This is a genomic window from Desulfoluna sp. HI9BLuna (assembly GCF_056829775.1).
On sequence record NZ_CP186555.1, the window covers coordinates 6357299 to 6381596 of the forward strand.

Below are 24298 nucleotides of genomic sequence, written 5' to 3' on the forward strand. Positions count from 1 at the left end.
ACAGTACTCTTCCACAAGGAAAACCCGCACCATTGGCCATTCATAAAGTTCCCCGCCCGTTGGACATGACAAAGAAACGTCAAAACCCACTATCCTGTTGTGTCTTGCCCGTTTTCACAGAGGAAGCGAGTCTTCTTTTTCTACTTTTTTAAAGCAACAAGTGTTGAATTTTTAATCTAAAAATGTATGATATTTAAAAACAACGAGCCCACCGGTACCACAACACCATGACTGCGACCCGTGTTTGTCGGGGCCGAGGAAAAACCATGCAACCTTCACTGTTTTCCCGAGCCCTGCTCTCCTGCGATTCCTGACCACCCCTTTGGAAAGGAGCACGTTGATGTCAACACCCCGTGGAGTCACACCAGACGCCTTCGACAGTCCCGCCGATTCCCTCAGTTGCCTTATTCCCCGCCCCGCCGACACACCGCCGGATCGGTTTCCCTTCTGGAGAGCCGTTGCTTCCAGAGACGGCACCCGACTTGCCATTCCCATGCGCACCGAACCTGAGGAATGCTGCCTCTACACCTTAAGCATCGACAAAAGCGAACCCGACATCTCAGAACCCTTTGTCTCCATCACCGACCTGAGGCCCATGGGAAACCGCGACTTTGCCTACCTCTGCCAGGGCGACGAGGGCTGGACCGCCGTTGCCGCTTCAACCCCCTGGCAGCTCACCGCGGAAATCGCCTGGAACCTTTCGGTCACCGACCAGGACACAACGGCCTGTGAAACCCAGGCCCAACGACGCTACACCCCGGTCGTGGACGACACCCCCTGGCCGGAATCCTACGAGAACACCTTTTCCCTCACCCTTGCCGAAACAGGCTCACGGTCCGCCGCCGTGGTGCAGACCGCCCCCATTGCCGAAGGCGACCTGGAAACTTTTCTCTCCGGGTGCTTCACCCTGGCAACGGACCAGGGCGCCTGGGCCGGTCGCTACGTTGGGGCCTTCAACCCGGTCCTCTCTGCAGACGGAGCCCTGAGCGCCGTGGATGTACGCCTCAACCAGTACGACTACACCATCTGCGTCAACGACCAGTGCTGGGGAGAAACCTGGCCTTCGGTCTGGGCCCCAGTGGTCCACCCGGAAGGAACCATGGTGTGGGCACCGGTGAAAAGCCCTGAAGGATGGATCCTGGCCTGTGACGGGGAGCAAGCATGGCCGGAGACCTATTTTCAGTTATGGGAGGTGGCCCTCTCCCCGGCAGGGGACCGCATTGCCGCCATCATTGCCCCGGACTTCGGCAAATGGGCCGTGGTCCTGGACGGCACCCCTTGGAAAACCAAGGTGGACGGATACCTCGCCAAACCCGTGTTCAGCCCCTGTGGAACCCGCTTGGGATGCTGCGGCCACCACCGCGGTAAAGCCGTCATCCTGGTGGACGACCACCCCATGGGCAATGGGTTCGACACGGCATGGGACCCCATCTTCAGCCACCACGGAAACCATGTGGCCGCCAAGGTCAAACGGGGCGAGGTCTATTCCGTTATCTTAGACGGCATGGAGGTCAAGCGTCCCTACATCTGGATGGCCCCCCCCGCCTTTACCCCGGACAGCAAGCACCTGATGATCTGCGGCATTGAAAAACAAGGCCCCGAGTATCGCTACACACGGGAGTTCATCGTCCTTACATAAAATCGGAGTGATCGCCATGCACTACACCCTCTACGCTTTCATGACCGGCATCGGATTCCAGGCGGCGCTCACGGTCTGCCTTATCGGAACCGCACTGAAGCTCATCCTTTTTTTCAAGCGCGCCGCGCAAAAGGACAGGGCGTTCTTCGCCTTTTACTCATGGAAATACGCCGGGCGTTCCATCCTCTTTCACCTTATCCCCTACGTCAGCCGGACCACACGCACGCACCCGGTGATGACCGTGGCCACCACCGCCTTTCACATGGCCATCCTCACCCTGCCCTTTTTTTACTCGGCCCACGGGGTGCTCCTGTCGGACAGCAGCTTTTTCCGGCTGCCCCGCTACCCGGAGGCCGTGGCAGACGTGTTGGCCGTCATCGCCCTGTGCGCCCTGCTCTTCTTCCTGGGCCGACGCCTGTTCCTGCGTGCGGTGCGTTACATCACCACCCCTGCGGACCACATGCTCCTGGCCTCACTGATCGCCCTGGTGCTCTCCGGCCTCTGGGCCCGATTTCAATGGCCGGGATTCCTCTGGGCCTCCCTCATCCACATGACGGCAGGCAACCTCATCATCGCCGCCATCCCCTTCACCCGACTGAGCCACATCTTCTACATGCTCATCACCCGCGGCTACGCCGGATCCGAGTTCGGCGGGGTGCGCATGGCAAAGGACTGGTAACATGACCGAGACGACCCAACGCCTGTTGGCTATCATGGACGACGGCATTGAAGCCGGGTTGGCCCGATTTGATGAAAAGAGGGTCAAAGAAATCATCCGCACCGTCATCCACAAGGAGGCGAGCCCTCGCCTGGACGCCTACCTCTCCACCTGCGTCCACTGCGGGCTCTGCAGCGAAAGCTGCCACTACTACCTTTCCCGAGACAAAGACCCAGCCTACTCACCGGCGGGCAAAGTCAAAAAAAGCCTGCTAGCCCTGACCCGAAGCAGGCGCATCACGCCCGAAATCCTGAAAGAAGCGGCCATCGTGGCCTTCACCCACTGCAACCTCTGTCGCAGGTGCACCCTCTACTGCCCCTTAGGGGTGGACATCGCCTACCTCATCGCCATGGTCCGGCGCATCTGCTTTCTCTGCGGGGTGGTGCCCCACTACATTCAGGACACGGCCAACAGCCACTCCGCCACCTTCAACCAGATGTGGATCAAAAACGACGAGTGGCTGGACAGCCTCTACTGGCAGGAAGAGGAAGCAAGGGAAGAGCTGCCCGACCTCACCATCCCCGTGGAGCGCGAAGGGGCGGAGATCATGTACTCGGTCATCGGCCCGGAGCCCAAATTCCGCGCCCAGCTCATCTACCAGGCCGCGGTGATCATGGACAGAGCGGGCATCAGCTGGACCTATCCGGGCACCCGGGGCTGGGACAACAGCGACATGTGCATGTACACAGGGGATTACGAGATGATGGGCAGGCTTAAAAAAGCCCACTTCGACACGGCCATGCGCCTCAAGGTCAACCGCATCGTCATGGGCGAATGCGGCCACGCCTTCCGCAGCGTCTACGACACCGGAAACCGGTACCTCGGCTGGAAAACCCCGCCGGTCCCGGTGGTGCACGCCGTGGAGTTCTACCACGAGATCCTCACCGAAAAACGAATCACCATCAAAAAGAAACTCGACACTCCCGTGACCTTCCACGACCCCTGCAACATCGTGCGGGGCAGAGGGCTCCATGAGCTGGCCCGGGAGGTCACCCGCATGTGCTGCACCACCCTCATCGAGATGGAACCCAACCGGGAGCACAACTTCTGTTGCGGCGCAGGCGGCGGGGTGATCAACTGCGGCCCCAACTTCAAAAACGAACGGGTCCTGGGCAACCGGGCCAAGGCCGAGCAGCTTATGGAGGCCAAAGCCAAAGGGGCCGACACCGTCATCACCCCCTGCCACAACTGCCACGGAGGCCTTGAGGACATCATCCACCACTTCGGCATCGACATGAAGATCAAGTTCCTCAGCGACATCATCTACGAAACCATGGAGATCTGACGATGACCCGACTTCTCACCCCCTGCCTTCTGGCACTCGCCCTGGCCCTTGCCCTTACCGGCGCAGCCTTTTCCTCCGTCCTGGAAGAGAGCGTGGACGCCCCCCGCACCCGTCCCCTCTCCCGGTTCGATCACGACACCCACAATGAAGCCGCCGACCAGGAAGAGTCCTGCGCCCTCTGCCACCACCTCTTTGATGACGAGGGAATGCTCCTCCCGGACGAAAGCTCGGAAGAGACGGCCTGCCGGGAATGCCATGATGACGCGGCCAAAGGCGTCCCCAAAACAGAAGCCGCCTTTCACAACCGGTGCAAGGGCTGCCACCTCTCCGTAAAATCCGGCCCCATCACCTGCGGGCAATGCCATGCAAAAGATCAACCTTGAAAAAGGGGCCTCCGGCGGCCCTGCCGGGGGCTAAACTTTTAAAAAGTTTAACAAACAGGTTTTAAAAACAGATTCAGGCCAATCATAATAAAAGGCGCATTCGCAACCTGATTTCGAGGTGTTTTCGCTATCGTGGTTTCACAACCCTTTCCGCCGGAGTTATTCCGGTTAAAGTCAAGCGAATCCCAAAAATTCTTCAGCGTGTTTTTAGAAGAATGAAATGGGCTTCTCCTGCAAAGACGATTGCCAGATGTTACACATCACGCGAATGCCCCGATAACGCAGGTAGAATGGCTACCTCCATGCATTCGCCTCAGGGTTTCAAGGTGCCCGCACCTTGCCGCCGGAGGCTTGCTTTTGAGCCCGACGTTGACCATCGAATCCATTCCACGTGATGGGCTGTCCCTGCATATACCCCCATGGCCCCTTTCCCCTGCCTGTAGTTTGCGGTTGAACCCCGGGCTGCCCAAAGAGTATAACCATACGGGCGTAGCAAACCATGAGGCCCCGCATCGCCCTTGCCAATTGCCGTCTTCCCGGGCGCCTCGCCATACCTTGCCGTATAAGGAGCCCTGCATGGAATCACGCGTTCACGAACTCATTGACGCCCTGGATCTCGTCCCTCACCCCGAAGGCGGGTACTACCGGGAGACCTACAAATCGGACCTCTTCTTCGACGCCATGGACGAAGACGCCTCCTTTCCGGGGCGGCGCAGCACAGGGGCCGCCATCTACTTTCTCCTGGAAGGCAGGGACATCTCCCGCATGCACCGCATCAAGGCCGACGAGCTCTGGCACTTCTACGAAGGCACGACCCTCACCGTCCATGTCATCCACCCCGAAGGAACCCTGGAAGACATTCGCTTAGGTGCCGACATTGCACGGGGCGAAACATTCCAGGCCCTTGTCAAGGCAGGCTGCTGGTTCGGCGCATCCCTTGAGGGGGAAGGCCACGCCCTGGTGGGCTGCACCACCCACCCCGGTTTCGAGTTCGAGGACTTTGAAATGGCCGAACGAGACGACCTTCTTTCCCAGTGGCCCGAACACGAGGCGGTAATCCGTAAACTCACGCCATAGCATCCATGATGACTCCTTTTGAAATCCATCTGATTGTCCATGGAGAGATCGGCTGGTTCCTCACGCGCAGGAACAACACGGCGGACCTTCGCCTGATGCGGGACAGACGGGCCTCCCTCAAGGACACCCTGGAAGCCCTTGGCCTGCCTCACACCGAGGTGGGCCGTCTTCTTGTGGACGGGCTGGAGGTGGGGTTCCACCATGTGCCGGTACATGACTGCCGCGTGGACGTTCACCCTGTTGAACCGCCCTTAGACGTCACCCGACCAAGCCAATTACGGCACGAGGTCTGGGACAACGTCCGCTTTCTCGTGGACGACAACGTGGGACGGCTCGCAGGCCTCCTGCGTGCCGTGGGCGCGGATGCCCTGCATGTCCGCGGAACAACGGATTCCGACCTTGCCGCCCGCTGCGAGGCCGAACGCCTCATCCTCCTCACCCGGGACCTGGGGCTGCTGAAACGCAAAAACATCCTTTTTGGACGCTTCATCCGGGCAACTGATCCTTACTTGCAGCTCAAGGAAGTTCTCACCGTCTTTGGCCTGACCCCACCCTACGATTTTTTCTCACGCTGCTTTCTCTGCAATTGCCCCCTTAAGCCCGTGGAGAAAGAGATCGTCTCCCACCGTCTCAAGGCGGAAACCCGCAGGTACGTCTCCGCCTTTTCCACCTGTCCCTCCTGCAAACGGCTTTACTGGCACGGCCCCCACGTCCGGCGTATGCTTGGTAAAATGGCCGATGCAGGCATCGATGTCTCCGGGGCAGGCACCGGCCCCGGAAGGTGAACGCTCCGCGAAGGCTGAAGAGAACCATCAGCAAAATTTATCGTTTGAATGCCAAGAATTTCGACATGTTAAAAACCCGCCGATATTTCATCATTCCCAATCCTCTTTTCCCTTGATTTTTCTCCCCACACCCCCTATTTAACCAAGCTCTTTTCCCAAAAATGAACGATCGCCACGGGCATGGTCCTCATTGCGAAGGCCATGCCCGTTTTGTTGTACCCCTGTGGCACTGATGCGCAGAAGCGAAAGAGAGATTGATGGTTGACCTGATCAAACGAAGCACGAGCAGCGTAAAAAACGATGTCACCTCCGGACTCACCGTGGCCCTGGCCCTGGTGCCCGAGGCGGTGGCTTTTTCCTTTGTGGCCGGAGTCGATCCCCTGGTGGGGCTCTATGCCGCCTTTATGGTGGGCCTTGTCACCTCCATTTTTGGCGGTCGGCCGGGCATGATCTCAGGGGCCACCGGCGCCCTGGCCGTGGTCATGGTCTCCCTTGTCCGGGAGGGCAACGCCCTGGGTCTTGCCATGGCACACCCCGTGGCCAACATGGGGCTGAACTACCTCTTTGCCACGGTCATCCTCATGGGCCTGATTCAGGTGGCGGCCGGGACCTTTAAACTGGGAAAATTCATCCGCCTCATTCCCCATCCGGTCATGCTGGGCTTTGTCAACGGCCTGGCCATCGTGATTTTCCTCTCCCAGCTCAACATGTTCAAGACCGTTGACGCAGGTGTCTCCCAGTGGATGCAGGGCCAGGACCTCATCACCATGGTCTCCCTGGTGCTTGCCACCATGGGCATCATGATCCTCCTGCCCAAGCTCACCCGAAAAATCCCGGCGGCCCTCACCGCCATCCTGGTGATCACCGCGGTCACCGTCTCCCTGGGCCTGGACGTGCCAACCGTGGGCTCGTTTATCCGCGACGGCGGAGGCGAAGGCCTCAAAGGAGGGCTTCCCGTTTTCCAGGCCCAGCTCTTTACCCTCATCCCCCGGAACATGGAGACCCTTAAGTTTATTCTCCCCTATGCCGTCATCCTGGCAGGCATCGGTCTCATCGAATCCCTTCTCACCCTCAACCTCCTGGACGAAATCACCGAAAGCCGTGGCAACAGCAACCGCGAATGCGTGGCCCAGGGCGCGGCAAACATCGTCACCGCCCTGTTCGGGGGCATGGGGGGATGCGCCATGATCGGCCAGTCCATCATCAACGTCAATGCAGGCGGCAGGGGTCGCCTCTCCGGCATCACCGCCGCCCTTGCCCTGCTCTGTTTCATCCTCTTCGGGTCGGCCTACATCGAGCAGGTCCCCATTGCGGCCCTTACCGGCATCATGTTCATGGTGGTCATCGGCACCTTTGCCTGGTCAAGCCTTCGCATCATGCACAAAATCCCCAAATCAGATGCCCTGGTGCTCATCTCGGTGTCCGTACTCACCGTGGTGTTCGACCTGGCCGTGGCCGTCTTTGTGGGCATCATCATGTCCGCCCTGGTCTTCTCCTGGGAAAGCGCCCTGAGGATCCGTGCCCGCAAGCGAATAAAAGAAGACGGCACCAAGGTGTATGAAATCTGGGGCCCCCTCTTCTTCGGTTCCACCAAAATGTTCGTCTCCAAGTTCGACGTTAAAAACGACCCCGACCAGGTGGAGATCGATTTCGTCGAATCCCGGGTATCGGACTACTCCGGCATCGAGGCCATCTCCGGCATCGTTGAAAAATACCACAAGGCGGGTAAACAGGTCCGGCTCAAACACCTGAGCACGGACTGCAAAAAGCTCCTCAACAAAGCCGACGATAAATACCGGTCCATTATCCTGGAAAAAATCGATGACCCCAGGTACCACGTGGTGGCCGACCCCAACGCCTTTCACTAATAAAGGACGAGGTGAGCCACCTCGAAAGCATGTTGCCATTGCGCTTTGCCCTTCGTTCCTCAGGCCAAAGCGCAATGGCTCCGGCGGGTCGCTTTTTGAAAAAAGCTCCGCAAAAACTTTCCGGGATAAACGTAAAAATAAGATGGGCTATGCAAGGTCGCTGTGCACACCAAAAAAACGAAGCCTCTTTGTCAAACGTTCCAAAAGTTTTGCCCCCGGCAGGGCCACCGGAGGCAAAATCTAAATGCGTTGGCCCTGGCGGCAAGGCTAACCACCTTGACAGCAGATTGTGGATGCGTTTGGGCTATCTGCGTATTTGCATCCCCCCGCTCCCCTTTATCTTCTGGAGCGCCGCACTCCTGTGCGGCACAGGTAACGACGGACTAAAAAGCCGCACCGGAGTGCGGCGCTCCGTTTAGGTCGATCTTTCTCGTTTTTTTTGAAGATCGCGGCCCAAACGGTAACCAAAGTCCAAACGCCATTCAAGAAGGGCTATCAAGACCTGTTTATGATTTTTTAAAAGCTTAGCCTCCGGCAGTGCTGCCGGAGGCATGGGCTGAGTCGTACCCTTTCCCCCGCCTCTCCCATCCCGAAAATGTTCCACCCCGCCTGAATGTTTGTAACTTCCCGCCTTCCGCGAACGAATTATTCATACAGAGAACATCGTTCTTACAAACAAACACAAAGCCATAAGGAACCATCCCCATGCGAACGAACCGATGGTTTGCCGTGGCAGGGGCCCTGATTGTCCTGTGGGCCACGGGCTGCGGCTCCGAAGACGAAATGGAAGGGGTAAACATCCAGAAGAACGAGGCCTCCGGCTTTACCCTCATGGACATTTTCGAAGGCGAAGGCGCCCTTGAAGAGGCATGGGATGCCATCGACGGAGAGATGGTCAACGAACTCTTTGCCGACACGGTGAACGACAACCCCGAGGCCTTCGTCATCTTTGCCTCAGGGGTCGACGACCTCATGACCGTGAACCCGACCCTCATGCCCGACATGTGCGGCAAAGACACCCGGGGCCTCTTGGGCGTCCTCATAGCCCCCTCCCCCGACCACAGGACCGTCCAAGGGCTGGAGACCTTTTATTCGGGAGCGGAAGCCACCGATTACACGCGGGCCTTTTACGGTTATCTGGACGATCTTGCCACGGACGTTCCCCTCCGGGACGAAGGGTATACCAACCAGATATTCGCCAGCATCCTGGGCTACTGGCGGGATACCGACACCCCGGAAGAGTTCCTCGACGACCTCCGGGACATGGTCGACACCATCACCGACCCGGACTTCGACGAGGACTTCCATGATTTTTCGCAGATCATGGGAAAGCTCCTCATCCGGTCCGACTACCCCATGTGGAAGAATGCCGACGGCACCCTTCTCAACTGCCGGGAAATCGACCCCATGGTCCACGAAAACATGGGGATGGGCAATGTCGTGGCCGGGGTCCATGCCCTGCTAAAAGGCCTTGACGAGGTTATGGGTGATGAGCAGGCACGCCTTTCGATCCATCAAATGATCAACGGGTTGGGGGAGATCTTTGATTTGGGCATCGACACCCCCCGAATGATCCGGAACCTCCTCTGCGGCATGGAGGATCGCCTCACCCTTGGAGGTGAGGTGTACGAGGCCGACGCCACATACCACAGGCATGACGGGGAGATCTACTCCGATGCGGAACTCGGCATTGGCCTGCGGGAGGTGTTTCCCTACCTCATGCAGTATTTCCTGCGAGCCGACAGGGAGATGGGCATGATTTCCGATCTCTTCGGCAACACCCCCTACCCCCTTGGGATCCTCTCCCAAAACCTCCACGCCATGCAGTGGGACATCCCGAACGCCCGCATTGAGGAGTCTCTCTACGACATGCTGCGATACGACCTCTGGGGCAGGGACCGCATCACCGACCCCGAGGCCTTCCACACCTCGTTCCTTGAAAACCTGATGTTCTTCGCGGCGTTAGGGGCCCACACCGGATACAACGACGGGGGCAAGACTGGGGAAATAACGGACAGCGGCAACCCCAACTTCGACCACGGTCACGGGAAAGGGTGCGGCACCCTCACCGTCAACGACACCCTCTTTGCCATGACCACCCACAAAACCCTGGGCATGGGCATGTACGACATCGCCCTGCAATCCAAGGATTACAACTACATGTTTCGAGGCCGTGCACCCTTTTGCGCGGACGGCCCGGAGATGGATGACTACCGTTTTCGCTACGACCAGAACTACCCCATCGGCCTCATGGTGGCGGGCACCCCGGGGGACATGGGCTCTCCACAAGGGGGCAGGCCCAGGCTGGAGGAAGACGGCACCCCGGTACTCAACGGCTATCGCCCCTATGGTGCCACCGGGGTGGAAGACGACAACATCGCCCTCAACACCATGAGCGCCTCGGTTCGCGCGGCGTGGCACGCGGAAGGCCCCTACTACTATGCCCCCGAGACCCCGCAAACCGTCACCTTCCACAACCGAACCTGGCAGGTCACTCACACCCCCGGGGGCCTCGTGTATGCCTGGATCCACAAGCCCTCTGCAGACCCGGCCACCTGGGAGTACCTCTACCCCGCCCAGTTTGAAGGCCAGGCCATGGAAGAGCAGGCAAGCCTTGCCGTACAGTACGGTGTCCCCACCCACGCCCTCTTCAGCTCGGACATCGACCTGAAAGATGGAATCGACAACAGCATCTGGACAGGAAGAAAGCTGGAGATCCTGCTGGGCCCCGACCGCAGGGCCACCATAGACTTTGATAAAAACCAGAAATACTTCCGGGACGACATCGTCTCCATGATCAACGAGGCCTTTGGCGAAGCCGTCTGCTTTCCCCTCGACGAGGGGGGCGGGGAATACCTTCATATTGTCAGCGACTGCGGGCCCATCCATATAGACAACGCAGCTTACAACCCCCTGGGGGCGTTCTTTAAACATGGCGCGGGGCTTTTAGACGACGTCGACGTGGCCGTGGAAGCATTTCGGGTCTCCGGGGACGCCACCGTCTCCATAGCCGTGGACAGCGGCCCGCCCGTGCCCGTTTCCTTTGAAAACCCCTCCCGGACCTGGACCGCCAACATGATCCTGGACCGGCTGCGTGGCCAAGGGCTCACGGTCCGCCCCTTTGGAACCGGCATCGAAATCCTCGGGGCCAGCCCTGACCCCGGCATCGGCCGCATTGACATCACCGATGTATCGGGACAAGGCGTCATCGATTTTTTCGGGGGCGCCTCATCCACTATCACCGGCTACATCCACCGCATGGAGCACTACAAGAATGCGTGGCGTTCCGACTACTACCTGGGGAAACTGGGCGGCACCTACTACACCGTGGGCTACGACGCATCGGGGAACCTTGCCATGCCCGAGGTGCAATCAGGAGAGGAGGCGGGGTCCCTCATCGTTAACGAGCTCATCGGCGACAACGACCCCGTGCGGGAGTGTGCCAGCCATGAAGAGGCCCTCTTCCGGAACTACCAGTTCTTTTTTGCCGAGCGAAAATTCGTGCTGGTCATGCCCATTCACGTCACCGTCCTGGGGTCTGAAGCAGCCTTTATCTTCCAGGTGATGGAGGCCAACGGGTACACAGGGTTCATGAACGGTCGCAAATACCTGGGCAACCAGGTGTGGGCAAAAAAACGAGCCCACGGCCCATCCGAGCTGCCCGGTGACTACCGCATGTGCATCCGGGTGATCAGCGAGGGGCTCATCGGGAGCATCGCCGTCACCGAAGAGTCGGTCTACAACGACACCATCGACTGCGGCGTGGCTTTCAACGCCATCTTTCCCCACAACTCACCGGTTATCTACCGCATGGGCTTTCCCCGGGCGCCCCTGATCTGCCACGGCACCGACGCGGAGGGCAACCCGGTCACCGACGCCCTGGTGGGCTCCCGTGAATTCGAGGTGGGCGACGAGATCTGGCAAAACCGCAACGCGGTGCTGGTGATCCTCCAAGCCCTGTGGGGCAGCCTGCACCGCCACACCGAGGTGGGCTACGAGTCCACGCGGGGCGGGATGCTCTCCTTCTTCGACATGATGGCCTACCTTCTGAAACCCCTGTTCTACTACCAGAAAGACGCCGGCCAGTGGCCGCGTGAATGCTGGAAACCGCGACTTATTGAAGGCCGTGATTTTCTTTATCCCAGTGCGGGCTTTTACGACGATCAGACCATGGCCACATGGTACGGAAGCGAAGAAGAGCGCGGGTACTACCGCCCGGCAAAGGTTCAAACCCTTATCACCCTGCTCACGGACAGTGATCCTTACGGAGAGATAACCCCGGACGGCACGCCTCTGCGGTGCGACGGGCTCCTTGCCAGGATGACGGAGTACGACCTGGAAAACGGACCTGCCCGCTCTCGCCTCCTCACCGGACTTTTTGCCTTTTTCCAACGCCTGGGCGATCCCGCCTTTGACGACGCCTCCTCTCCCGCCTGCGCCGACGAAACAAACGCCGCCTGCGAGCGATGGGGTCCGAGGCGGGATATCCTGTTCGGCCTGGAGCAGATCGTCAGCGCCGTCCGCATGACCAAGGCACCGGCCACGGCATTAAACGAAACCAAAAACGTCCCCATCGTCTTTCCGTCCTGGCTCTTTGCCCAGGGGGACTTAGACGCCCCGACCCACCTGCGGGAAGAGGACTTTCTTCTGGACTGGGGCATCGACCTCATTGTGGGGGAAGACGAAACAGAGGAAGAGGAGGGCCGGGGCCTGGCCGACTACCCGGACGACAAACTCACCGACGCGGACTGGGATGAACTCTACGACACCGTCCACCTGCTGGAAGGGATCCTCCACCCCGGCAGCCCCCACAGCATCACCGGCAACCTTCTGGGGCTCCTTGACTCCGTCATGGCAAAGCCCACCCCCTGCGACAGCTTCGAGCTTGCCGGGACCCTCTACGCCCTGGGTCGCCTGTTTTCACGCTACGATGCCGAAAGGGGCCAATGGATCCACCAGGGCGACGAAGGATTCGACGATCTCTACAACCTCCTCAAACACAGGCTCCCCGAGATCCACGCCATTTTGGACGACGACACCGGAACAACCTACCACGCCTTTCTGGTGATCCTTGCCGACCTGCTCAAGGAAAAGGGGCTGGTGGAGTGCCTTGTGGACGATGTCACCATCCCCTCGGGCTGGGAACAGATCCTCACCGACCTGTACGCCTTCCTGGGCAAACCCGTCATCACGGAACACACCCCCCTCTGGTCCACCCTGGCCTCCCTTTTAGGCGACCTGGCCCATGCCGTGGACCTGGCCCGGGACGTCACGCTCCTGTGGGATGTCTATGAAAAGTACGGCCTTCAGGTAAACGAATAAGAGCAAGTATTGGGGAAAAAGCGGATGGTTTGCGCGGGCTGATCCACACACCTCGAAGCAGCAGGATACTTTGCCGTAACATCTTTATTATCTTCTGCTTTCAAACAAGCCAAAACCGTTATCAAAACCTGTTTGTCAAACCCAAGGCATCTAAATTGGCAAAAGTTTGGCCCCCGGCACGGCCACCGGAGGCATGCTCTTGCTTTTTAATTCCACCCCACCCTTACAACGACTCTGGAGCGACAATGAAAAAACTGCTTGCATGCATGGGAACGATTTTGTTGATGATCACCTTCAGCCGGTCCGCCTTTGGGAGCAGCTTCGGCACCACGTACGGTTTTTCCCCACGGGGCATGGCCATGGGCAACGCCATGACCGCCCATGTGGACGACTGGTCCGCGGTCTATTACAACATGTCCGGTTTGGGGCGAACCCTCGCCCGCATCGAACAAGCCGCCGAGACCGGTGAAAAAAGCGGCATCAACCAGATCTCGGTGAACTACCTCCACGCGGTGCCCTCCTTTGACCTCGATATCAACCGCTTCGACCCGGACACCGGAAGCCCCCTGCCCACCCACGGTGCCGACGACCTTGACTTCGGGACCTATGTCTTGGGCATGGCCATGGACCTCAACATCATCTATGAAATGCCGGAATGCATCTCGTCGGCCCGCATGGGACTCTCCATGGGCATCAACAATGATCTCACCGTGGTCAAGATCAACGACATCGACCCGCGCACCCACAACTTCATGCGGTACGGACGGGAAGCCCAGCGGGCGTTGATTATGACCGGGGCGGGGTTCGGGTTCATGGAGGACCTCTTTGGCCTGGGCCTGGGGCTCAACATCTCCTTCGGCGGTTCCGGCACCATCGACCTGTCCGACCTCCAGATCACTGAGGATGAGCAGATCCCCGTGGACAACGCCATCATGGACATCTCCCTAAAACCCACGGTGGTGGCCGGTTTCTACATCAGCCCCGGAAAAAAATTCGACGCCCTTGAGGGGCTGGAGTTCGGTTTTTCTTACAGGCAGAAGTCAAAGCTCGACATCTCCCCGCTGCAGACCGTGGCCGTCCTTGAAACGGGCAATGTCCTTCTCAACCTGAGGCTGGCCCTGCTGGATTACTTCCAACCGGACATCTACACCTTCGGCACCTCCTACGCCTTCAACGACAGGCTCATGGTCTCCCTTGAGGCGGAGTTCCAGAAGTGGTCCGGGTTCGAAGTCTCCCTCAACCACGAAGAGAACTTCGGGGACGTGCTCCCCGAGCTGGACGACATTGTCGTTCCCAAACTGGGCATCGAATACCGCCTCACCCGGCGGCTGGCGATTCAAGGAGGCTACTGTTTCGAGCCCAGCTTTATCCCGGACGAAGGCCTCACCGACACCATCAACTTCCTCGACAACGACAAGCACATCCTCTCCGTGGGAACAAGCTACCGCCTTCCAAGCTTCGGCCGCATGAAACGGGACATCAATTTTTACGCCGCCTACCAGCACCAGATCCTCGACGACCGGGAGGTCACGAAAACCGAGCCCACGGGCGTCAACCCCGACTACAGCTTCGGCGGGACGTGCAACACCTTTTATGCGGGCATCACCATCGATATGTAACCGCGCCATCACGCCGAAGGGGTTTCGACAGCACAGTGTGCAGGGCTGTTCATTCGTGCCATGGAAAGGAGGATCCCCAGGATGCTCAAGGCTGCGAACACCAGAAACGCATCGTGCATGGCAACCAGGAACGACTCCCGGGTGGCCTGCTCGACGGCTTTATCTCCCAGATGCCCTGAGACAACCAGGGTGGCAATCGTCATGCTCACGAGCATGCCCAGGGTGCGCATGGTGGAGACCAGGCTCGATGCCAGGCCGTAATGTACGGGCTCCACGCTCCCCATGACCGTCAGCATGTTGGGTGTGGAAAACAGGGCAAACCCCACCCCCATGACAGCAAGGACCGTTACGATCCGTCCGAACCCGGTGCCGCCGTCCACGGTGGAGGCAAGGGCCAGGCCCGCCACACAGATGGCCATGCCCGTTGTGGCAAGGGTCGCTGTCTGAACCCGTGTGGCCAGGGCTCCGGCCACCGGCGACAGGGCCGCCTGGAGAAGGGGCTGGCTCACCAGGATCAGCCCTGCGGTGTGGGGAGCCACGCCCTTAACGACCTGAAGGTAGAGGCTGAAGAAAAAGGTAAGCCCAAAAGACGCGGCATAGTTGATGAGGGTCGCCAGGTTGCTGAAGGCAAACACGCGACGGGAGAGCAGCATGCGGACATCGAGGAGCGGCGTCTCCTTTTTGTATTCATAGAAAAAAAACAGGGCCAACCCGGCAATACCCAGGGCTGCCATGGCCTGGAACCGAGGACCGGCGGCCTGGTTCACCACCCCCACGATCAGCAGGAACAAAGCCCCCATATACAAAAAACTGCCCAGGGTATCGAACCGCGTCCCCGCAGCCTCCGCCCATTCTCCCTTAAGCTTTAAAACGGTGAGGAGCCATGCCACACTCCCGGCCCCCGCCCCCGCATAAAAGATCCACCGCCACCCCAGGTGCGTGATGAGAAAGCCCCCCACCACCGGCCCTGCAGACACCCCGAGGTAAACACAGCCCACCACTACGCCCATGGCCTTGGCCCTTTTCTCCGGCGGAAACACCGATGAGAGAATGGCCAGGCTCGTGCCCGTAATCATGGCGGCGCCGCTGCCCTGGATAAAACGAAACAGGATAAACAGCGCCACGTCATCTGCCAGGGCCGCCGCCAGGGTGGCAGAGGTAAACAGGAGGATGCCCAGAGCAAACACCCGCCTGCGGCCGTAGATGTCCCCCAGGCGCCCGCAAGGAAGCAAAAACAGAGAGACAGCCAGGATGAACACTGTCTCTATCAGCCCCAACTGCACACCGCTCGCACCGAATTCCCCTCCGAGAACCGGAAGGGCCACCCCCACCGCGGACATCATAAAAGGCGTCAAAAACTGAACCGTACAGACAATGCTCAAAGTGACCCACCCCGAGGCCTGGCCCCGGGCCGTCGGCACCGCTGTTGCACTTTTTCTGTTTTGATATGCTGAATCCATTGGCATCGCTCCTTTTCGTGTTCATAACCAGGCCCGGATACACTCGACTCACGACATATCCGGGTTAGGAGGCGCTGTTTCCGCCTGCCTCACAAGGATGTATGTTCCACAGAGTGTGCCAAAACCTATTTCACGCGAATATTCAACGCATTGACGCCATCACCTTCTTTTTCATGCCCAATACGGCACATTGAGGGTGCCAAGTATGGCACCTCGCATACGAAAAGGCCTGATACGATACCTTGAACGGATGGTGAAGGAAACGTCACGGTTCAGGTCAAGTGTAACCTCTATGATTAAAATGGGTGGAAAAAACAGGCCTCCGGCGACCAGGTGGGGGCACCTGGAAACCCTAAGGCGAATGCATGGAGGCAGGCATCATGCATTCGCTTTCAGGGCATGCGCGTGGTGTGTGACATGTGGCAACCGTTTTGCTGGAGAGACCCATTTCATTCTTCTGGAAACACGATAAAAGGCATTTGGGATTTGCTTGATTTCAACCGGAAGAAATCCGGCGGACCTGCCGAAGGCAAGCTGAACAGTGACAAGAAATCAAGGATGGAACAGATGATGTGGTTCCTTTCATACTGACGAATCCCAACATTGCATTTGAAGGACAAAACGGAATCGTATAAGACATGTATTGCCACAGAAAAAGAAGCAATAAGGGGAGAGACACATGGATTTATATGACATGACCTTTTTTGGGGAGGCCACCAACAGGATCTGCGGAAGCCTCGACATCCACACGGCCTTGGAGCGATGCTTTCACTACCTCAAGGACTACCTGCCCATCAACGGCCTCGCCATGAACACCTACGACCCCGAAAAAAAAGAGGTCCGGAACATTGCCGTTGTCTCCGACCTCGACAATGGTCGAATCCTCTCCTTTGACCCGGTGAAGCTCACCCCCGAGGCCATATCGTTCATCGAAAATTACCCACCGACCCCCGGCCCGGCCCTTATCCTTAACGTGCCCAACCAGCAGGTGGTCGCCAACCTCGTCTGGAAAGCCATGGGCAAGCCGGAGATCTCCCTGCTGCTGCTTCACCCCATTGTGGATGAGGTCAGGCTGGGGGTGGTCTTTATCTTTGCAGAAGGGTTTGACCGCTACGAGCCCGAACACTCCCGGCTCCTGACCCTCCTGCACGACCCCTTTGCCATGGCCTTTTCAAACACCCTCAAGCACCGGGAAGTGGTCAGGCTCACGGAAATGCTGGCCGACGACAACCGGTACCTGGCCCGGGAGCTCCACCACCTGGCCGGGGACCAGATCATCGGAAGCCGACACGGCCTCAAAGAGGTCACGGAGATGGTCCGCCAGGTGGCTCCCCTCTCCTCGCAGGTGCTCCTGCTGGGTGAAACAGGGGTGGGAAAAGAGGTCATCGCAAACGCCATTCACCGCGCCTCGCCCCGTGCGAACAAGCCCTTTATCAAGGTCAACTGCGGGGCCATTCCTGACGAACTCATGGACAGCGAGCTCTTCGGCCATGAGCGCGGGGCTTTCACCGGAGCACTTCAGAAAAAAAGGGGACGGTTTGAGCGGGCTGACACGGGAACCATCTTCCTGGATGAAATCGGCGAGCTGCCGCCCCGGGCCCAGGTACGCCTCCTCCGTGTCCTGCAAACCCGCGAGATCGAACGGGTGGGAGGCACGGCACCCATTGCCCTGGACATCCGGATCATCGCAGCCACCAACAGGGATCTGGAAGAGATGGTTGCCCGCGGGGAGTTCCGGCAGGACCTCTGGTTCAGGCTCAATGTCTTTCCCATCCATATCCCAGCCCTGCGCGACAGGCCCGTGGACCTTCCCGAGCTCATGGACTACTTCATCGAGCGGAAGGCAAAGGAGATGAACATCCATCCGGTCCCGGTACCGGCCCCCGGGGCCCTGGCGGACCTTTCCCGCCACGACTGGCCCGGCAACGTCCGGGAACTCGAAAACCTAATCGAACGGGCCCTGATCCTTCATATCACCTCCCCTGCCGGAACCCCGTTGCGATTTCCCGACCTCGATTCACCGGAGACGACGTCTCCTGCAACGCCCCCGCCCCTTCCCGAGGAGACCTCCCTCAACCTGGATGATGCCATCCGCCACCAGATTCGCAGAGCCCTTGAGGCAACCCATGGAAGGGTCAAAGGAGACAACGGTGCCGCAGCCCTTCTTGGGGTCAACCCGAGCACCTTGAGAAACAAAATGAAAAAGCTGGGCATTCCCTTCGGAAAGAGCCTTAAAAAATAGCCTTCCATGGCCAGGGTAAAAACAATCCTTCGGCGAGTCGCTTTTTTGAAAAAAAGCTCCGCAAAAGACTTTCTTACTACCGAAACAGGCAAAATTACTTCGGCTGAACCTGGAAGGCCTGCTTAAAATTTGTTTGTCTAACTGTAACTATTCAGCTGTAGGTTCGCCGACAGGGGTTAATCAGCTTCAAAAAAGGAGGGTAATTCACCCTGAAGCAACAGGCGCAATGCGTCGCTTGCATGCACGTTGTTTTTCTTGCATGTAGAAAGGTAGCTGCGTATTCGGCAGAAGATCTTGGCCCCTTCCATAGCTCGGAAGCACCCAGAAATTTTCTGATGGACTTTCGTCATCCGGATGTCGTTTTCACCCTGATTATTAGTGAAAGGAACCAGCGGGTCGTCCATGAAACGAAGGGTTTCGTTCTCGAAGTCTTCCATCCGTTCGAGAAGGTTTCTCGCTTTTGATCGTTTCATCCGCCCGCGTTGTCCCTTCTTCCTTTTCGTTTCATCCGGGGGCGGGCATTCGAGATTTCCTTTTTCCAGGATGCTCAGGTAGCGCTTTCGAAAGCCCCCGGCAATATCCGATGGAAGCTTGCCGCTGTGTTCGTTCACAACCTTGTTGATCTCAAGGAGCAAGAACTTCATGTCTTTGGCCCACTGCTGACTGTCCTGCTCCCAAGCCCGCTCCAGCTCTCTTAAGTGATGAGCGTTGCACAATGCGTGCAGGCAGTCGTAATTGAAGTAGGGTTTCCAGTGATCGTGGCACAACACGCCTTTGAAGCTTGGGATAATTCCCATTTCATCGATAGCCTCTCTGCCACGCTTTTCGTGCGGGTAAAAGTAAGTGAAAAGATCGTTCGACAGACAGTGCAGCCAAAATCGACTACCGTTCATGTTGATGCCGGTTTCATCTGCGTGGCAGACGGACGAGCCGGACAATCTGGCTTTGACGATTTCTTCAAACGCCTCAAGCGCGTTAAACGCTTCTTTGTTGAAGTTGAAAATCGACCCTGCGCTGATTGGGATACCGGCCTGATCCCGAAAGTGCTCGCAGATTCTTTCGTAGGGGACCAGCTGATGCTGGGAAAGATAGATCGCGTGAGCCTTGAGACCCGTGCCATATTGGACGCGTCGATCTACTCCTTTCGGGAAAGGAGCAACATATCGATTGCCGAAGGCATCCTCAAGAATCTCGGATCGATACTCAGTAACGTATTGAGCAACCTTCAAATCAATGACCTGCCGGGTCTCGTAACCTACGTGGCGATAGTCACCCGGTGGCAGTTCGGTCATATTGAGTTTCAACGGCAATACGAGATCTGCCTTGTCTACGGGCTCAAGAGTTTTTCCCTCGTGGCCATTTTGGCCCCGGGCTTTTTTCCTTCGGTGTTTTGCTTTTTCTCCTTCTTCCTGTTGGGATCGGTAGAAGGCGGTTTGCTGCTGTTTTTGCTATTGAGATTTAGACGGTTCGCCAAAAGGGTGATGATTGTAAGCAGCAATTCGATCACAGCTGCAACTGCGGGCGAGAGGTCCTCGTCCTGCTGAATCAGTTTCCTTGCGTTGTCTGTCGCCGCTTGAATATCAATGCTTTCGATCTTCACCCTGTCTCCTCATCTTTTTTTGACGAGGATAGTATACCACAGGTTTTGAAAACGGAATTTTGGCTCCTGAGCTTTCGAATTTCAGGCTTTAAAAATTTGAGGGTGCCGGGTCGTATAGCCCTTCATATAAGATGAATTATGGTCCTCATAGCCAGGCCTGAGCACCGGAATAACGGAGTAAGAGATCCGCAGGTCAAAATGAAAAATTTGATCAAAAATCCTGTCAAGAAAAAAATGCAGTTCAATACATTTTATGTGTGAGCTGAATAGTTACGTCTAACTTTTCAAAAACTTGGCCCCAGGCAGGGCCGCCGGAGGCTTTTCACCCCCACAAGCCACGGTGTTTCGTTTATCGCTTTGGGTACCCGACGGGCACGAGATAAAGAGGGCTTGCTTCCTTCGGAAGCTTGAGAATCTCTGCGATGCGGTCGTCATGAAAAGCCCCCACAGGAACGGCCCCCAGGTTAAACGCCGCAGCCTGGAGCAAAAGGTTCTGGCAGGCATGCCCGGCCTCCATGTCCACGTAGCGGGTGGCCCTTCCTTTGTATTTGACTGCCACCCGTTCATACACGGCGGCAAACACAAACACGGCCGGGGCATCGCCCACGGCCCCCTGGTTCAGGGCGGCCTTTTGAAGGGCGTGTCGCAGGTCCCCCGGTATCTTCAGAGACAGCTCATGGCGCTGCGGGTTGTACCAATACACCCCTTCGGGCAACACCACAAAGGTCTCCAAAGGATACAACGCGCCGGACGACGGGGCCGTTCGCAGCCCCCGAACCGCATCCGTCACGCCCTGGGCAGCCCAGAGCAACTGGCCGATCTGAGCCACAGTAAGCGGTTCTTCGCCAAAGGAGCGAACCGAACGACGGGCAGCAAGACTCATGGAAAGGGTGGCCCCGCCGGTGGTATCAGGCTGAGGAAGCCGGATCACCTCCCCTGTCCCTGCCGCTTGCGCCATCACAACCATGGTCATCCAACCCAGAAGATTCATCTGCGTGCCTCCTTCATGCATGTCTTGGGATATTGTTGTTGAGCAGGCCGCGCCGGTGAAGCACAACGCCCTGAAACCAAACGGGGGCCGCGGCCTGTTCGGCCACGCCCCCCTGGTCTTTGTCCTCAAAGAGGATCCTCCCTTTGTACTGACTGCCCTCACCTCAGCCCCCTGTGCCTGCCTGAAAAACCGGATCCATGAAAATGCATGGGCGATAGAAGCATCAGGAAAAACCGAAGCATCGGGTGGTTCATGCCTTGATGGGAGGGGTCCCCTCTTGGAACTCCTTCAAGATCATTTCCCTGAACTCGAGTGTATCTTTATAGCCGTGGCACTGTGTTCCGTGCTGCACAACGGCTTCGAGCAACTCTTCCTTTGTGTCCGCCGCAAGGGCGACGGTACACTTCGTGTCGCTCGGATGGTTGCGGCAATCGATGAAATATCGTGACATGGTCCTGGTACTCCTGTGATTTGTGTGACCATGATGCGGGAAACGGTCCCGGATCGGACCGCCCGCCCTTCCGTACACCAAATGAGAGGCTCAAGAATCTGCGGTAGGTCTTGTCACCACCTGTAGAGGCCTCGCATTCCAAGGCACCGATTATACCATATTTCACAGAAAAAGAATCGCTATCAAGAGGCCACCCATGAGGGGGTCAAAAGGCTTCCGATATTCCGACGTAAAGTCCGTCTGAGTAGTCTTCGCCAACCGCATAATCGATGCGAAAGTTTAGCCTGCGCTCTTCGCTCAACAGGTAACGCAGCCCCGTGCCTGCACTGGAATAAAAACTGTCCCGACTCAGGTCCCCCGGGTCAAAAAGCACCGCTTCCCCCACAAATCCCACCACGGCCCACTTGGGTCTGAACTGCCAGCGATACTCCACCTGGGCGCTGATCAGGTGCCGCGCGATGTTCTCACCGGCTATATATCCCCGCAGGTCTGCTTTCCGCCCGAGGGTAGACAGATCCGAATAGGGCGTGTCGCTCGGTGTAAAGCGCCCGTAAAGGCGCCATGCAATGACATGTCCGGGTCGATATTGATCGTACCCGTTGACAAACCCGTCCAAGACGCCGTAGGACTCGTCACTGCCTAACAGGGTAGGATTAAGCATCAACGTGGCTTCGGCATAGATTCCTTCGTAGGGAAAAAACCGATTATCTCGGGTGTCGAAGGAGAGTACCGGCCCCAGGGATGCACTTAGATCATCGGTGGCATTGACCGCTTCGAGGTACTGCCTCCCCGCTTCGTTATCCGGAGAATAGCCAATGTCTTTGACCACCGCCCGCATCCCGGCAAAAAAATACTCCCCAAAGCCATACAGGACGTTCAAATGGATCACACGGACGGCGGTGGTAAAATCCGCCCGTTGGGGCAGCTCATCCACATTCAGTTCACTTTTCACACCGATATCGGCCACGGCGGTCTTGATGCGCCACGCCTCACTCGGCAACACATTTCCCCCCAAGGCCAACAAATGGCTCCCCCGATCCGTATAGATACCTGTCAATCCAAGGGAAGACGACTGCACATTCTCATTACCGGGAGCCAAATCAAAGAGTCCCATGAGGGTGGCCCCTCCCCCATTGCCAAAATTGGGGTTGGATACGACCATGGGAGCGGTCACAAATTCAAGGTTGTACCTGTCTTCGGGCTCCTCGCCACGTAGTTCGCCGGGAGCAATGATGAATGTTGCCAGCACAAGGAGCAACCCACGGATAAAGGGAGCATGATGCATGTCAACGTTTTCCTTTGAATATGCCATGTAAAGACAACAAAAACAGAGCACCTGGTCTACGAGTCTCAAACGGAAATGCATCACAAAAAGAAAATTCAGAACGGTATGATCACGCTGAATACAATACGCAAAAGCGATGCCCACATTTGAGCTGCTTTCCTCGAAAAAACGCTACGCTGACATCATGGGGTCTTATGAAATTCAATCTCACATGCCGATATCGACCAGAGGTGATACTCACTGGAATATATTTCTTAGGGTATATGCGTGAAGGGGGGTGATGTGAAATCATCGAATGGTCTTAATACCATGAAGACCGGTTCCCATTCCTTTTAACATACCCGCTATGAACAGGCCATCAAATGTTAAACCTGACAAAACACCGGTCTGCAAAGACTAACACAAAAAGGGCATGATTCGCATGGTGCGTATCATGCCCTTGATCGCCTTACACAAAAACGCAAGCAAAGAGCCAACGCTTGCCCTGAGTGCGTTTTACCTTGTCATCTTCTTTCGTTTCAGACCTGCGATCCCGAGAAGCCCTGCTCCCAGAAGAAACAGTGTGGCAGGCTCCGGAACGGGTGCTGAAGCGGCTTCCAAGCCAGAAAAATGAGCCATCCCCACGCCACTATAACTTCCCGATGGTATCGCCGTAACGAAGAGGGTAAAAAAGTGGTCACCAGCGGACAAAAAGAGGTCTTCATATTCACCGGTAAAATTCCCTTGTGAATTGGTATATGTCGTTTCCCAAGCCACAGCAGAACCATCAACATACAAGGCAAATTCTTCGCCAGGGCCAAAAAGATCCCATACCCGAACAGATGACATGACCGAGTCAACACCAACAGAAATTGCCCATGTTGACTCCATGTAGTCGCCCCCGATACTGTCGATCATCCCCAGCCCATCGCTCCAAGCGAACTTCCCATACCACCCAGCCCCAGTGCTAATAGGGGTTGCTTCCGAAGACCCCGCAACTCCGAATACTAAAAAGCATAAAAAACATAAAATCTTTTTCATCGTCAGCATTCCTTTGCTCGTTCTTCAAGAGCAGCCCGGCCGTCTCCCCATGAGACCCGTTGGCTTTCCGTCCTTGACTCGCGCCAAGTTTGGCTTTTTTCTTAAGTTAGAGCAAAAGGACAGCAAAAAGTATACCGCCCATATATTGTACAGACAACTCAACAAACAACATCATATTGTTCTCAAAGCACTAACATGGAAATCAGCGTTATACTGATATGTAATCCATGTAATATCGCTATACATAAAGCTATTCAAAAAACAACGCACGTCGCCTCCCTGGTAAAACATGTCATAGTCACGGACTGGCTAAAGGTTAACCACTCATGGTTCTCAGTTTCTTACTCAAAGGAAACACAGCTTCCGGATCTGTCAATCGTAATCTGTTCTTTTCATGTATCACAAATTATGAATGGGCAGCTATCACGATTTTTGTTACACTCCTCCTTATTAAGGATATGTCTGGCAAAATAAAGACCACCAGGCACCAACAAATAGAATTAATAAATAATATTAGGCAGAAACAAACGATTTAAAATCATAAAGCACATGG

Annotated in this window: 15 protein-coding genes, 1 pseudogene and 1 riboswitch; of the genes and pseudogenes, 10 read left to right on the forward strand and 6 right to left on the reverse strand. The window is 56.9% G+C overall.

All coding sequences use genetic code 11. The features are described from left to right. The first annotated feature begins 340 nt into the window (after window positions 1–340). The 9 genes from ACOYW0_RS25835 (at window position 341) to ACOYW0_RS25875 (ending at window position 14696) form a co-directional block, all read left to right on the forward strand. Window positions 341–1639 carry a hypothetical protein gene (locus tag ACOYW0_RS25835; RefSeq protein ID WP_482416559.1) on the forward strand — a complete coding sequence of 433 codons (1299 nt, stop codon included), beginning with the start codon at window positions 341–343 and terminating at the stop codon, window positions 1637–1639. A 16-nt stretch (window positions 1640–1655) separates the two neighbouring features. Continuing rightward, window positions 1656–2318: a TmcC family electron transfer complex membrane anchor subunit gene (locus tag ACOYW0_RS25840; RefSeq protein WP_482416560.1), complete on the forward strand. Its 663-nt coding sequence runs from the start codon at window positions 1656–1658 to the stop codon at window positions 2316–2318. A gap of 1 nt (window position 2319) precedes the next feature. After that, a complete protein-coding gene (gene tmcB / locus ACOYW0_RS25845; RefSeq protein ID WP_482416561.1) occupies window positions 2320–3642 on the forward strand; it encodes an electron transfer complex ferredoxin TmcB in 1323 nt (440 codons plus the stop codon). A gap of 2 nt (window positions 3643–3644) precedes the next feature. Continuing rightward, window positions 3645–4025, forward strand: a complete 381-nt coding sequence (locus ACOYW0_RS25850) for a cytochrome c3 family protein (protein WP_482416562.1) — start codon at window positions 3645–3647, stop codon at window positions 4023–4025. 576 nt (window positions 4026–4601) lie between these two features. Next, window positions 4602–5102 (forward strand): cupin domain-containing protein, encoded by a 501-nt coding sequence (locus ACOYW0_RS25855; RefSeq protein WP_482416563.1) that lies wholly within the window; start codon window positions 4602–4604, stop codon window positions 5100–5102. Between the two features lie 5 nt (window positions 5103–5107). Further along, the gene (locus ACOYW0_RS25860) at window positions 5108–5887 is read left to right on the forward strand and encodes a Mut7-C RNAse domain-containing protein (RefSeq protein ID WP_482416564.1); all 780 of its coding nucleotides are present in this window, start codon (window positions 5108–5110) and stop codon (window positions 5885–5887) included. A gap of 257 nt (window positions 5888–6144) precedes the next feature. Beyond that, window positions 6145–7755, forward strand: coding sequence for a SulP family inorganic anion transporter (locus ACOYW0_RS25865; RefSeq protein WP_482416565.1), 1611 nt, complete (start codon window positions 6145–6147; stop codon window positions 7753–7755). 705 nt (window positions 7756–8460) lie between these two features. Further along, window positions 8461–13077 carry a hypothetical protein gene (locus ACOYW0_RS25870; RefSeq protein WP_482416566.1) on the forward strand — a complete coding sequence of 1539 codons (4617 nt, stop codon included), beginning with the start codon at window positions 8461–8463 and terminating at the stop codon, window positions 13075–13077. A gap of 245 nt (window positions 13078–13322) precedes the next feature. Next, a complete protein-coding gene (locus ACOYW0_RS25875) occupies window positions 13323–14696 on the forward strand; it encodes an OmpP1/FadL family transporter (RefSeq protein ID WP_482416567.1) in 1374 nt (457 codons plus the stop codon). 8 nt (window positions 14697–14704) lie between these two features. Here ACOYW0_RS25875 and ACOYW0_RS25880 read toward each other — a convergent pair whose 3' ends face one another. Further along, a complete protein-coding gene (locus ACOYW0_RS25880) occupies window positions 14705–16156 on the reverse strand; it encodes an MFS transporter (protein WP_482416568.1) in 1452 nt (483 codons plus the stop codon). 679 nt (window positions 16157–16835) lie between these two features. On the opposite strand from ACOYW0_RS25880, the gene ACOYW0_RS25885 reads away from it, so the two are divergent. Beyond that, entirely contained in the window at window positions 16836–18398 is a 1563-nt protein-coding gene (locus tag ACOYW0_RS25885; protein WP_482416569.1) for a sigma-54 interaction domain-containing protein, read from the forward strand. Window positions 18399–18574: 176 nt separating this feature from the next. Here ACOYW0_RS25885 and tnpC read toward each other — a convergent pair. The 5 genes and pseudogenes from tnpC to ACOYW0_RS25910 all read right to left on the reverse strand — a co-directional run bounded on the left by tnpC (window position 18575) and on the right by ACOYW0_RS25910 (window position 23745). After that, window positions 18575–19998: pseudogene (tnpC, locus tag ACOYW0_RS25890) on the reverse strand (IS66 family transposase). A 349-nt stretch (window positions 19999–20347) separates the two neighbouring features. Next, complete coding sequence (locus tag ACOYW0_RS25895; RefSeq protein ID WP_482416570.1) at window positions 20348–20989, reverse strand: SagB/ThcOx family dehydrogenase; 642 nt, start codon at window positions 20987–20989, stop codon at window positions 20348–20350. Between the two features lie 250 nt (window positions 20990–21239). Continuing rightward, window positions 21240–21440: a DUF1059 domain-containing protein gene (locus tag ACOYW0_RS25900; RefSeq protein WP_482416571.1), complete on the reverse strand. Its 201-nt coding sequence runs from the start codon at window positions 21438–21440 to the stop codon at window positions 21240–21242. A 205-nt stretch (window positions 21441–21645) separates the two neighbouring features. After that, window positions 21646–22725, reverse strand: a complete 1080-nt coding sequence (locus tag ACOYW0_RS25905) for a BamA/TamA family outer membrane protein (RefSeq protein ID WP_482416572.1) — start codon at window positions 22723–22725, stop codon at window positions 21646–21648. 495 nt (window positions 22726–23220) lie between these two features. Continuing rightward, the gene (locus ACOYW0_RS25910; protein ID WP_482416573.1) at window positions 23221–23745 is read right to left on the reverse strand and encodes a PEP-CTERM sorting domain-containing protein; all 525 of its coding nucleotides are present in this window, start codon (window positions 23743–23745) and stop codon (window positions 23221–23223) included. A 26-nt stretch (window positions 23746–23771) separates the two neighbouring features. After that, a riboswitch (cyclic di-GMP riboswitch) is annotated at window positions 23772–23849 on the reverse strand. Between the last annotated feature and the right edge of the window lie 449 nt (window positions 23850–24298).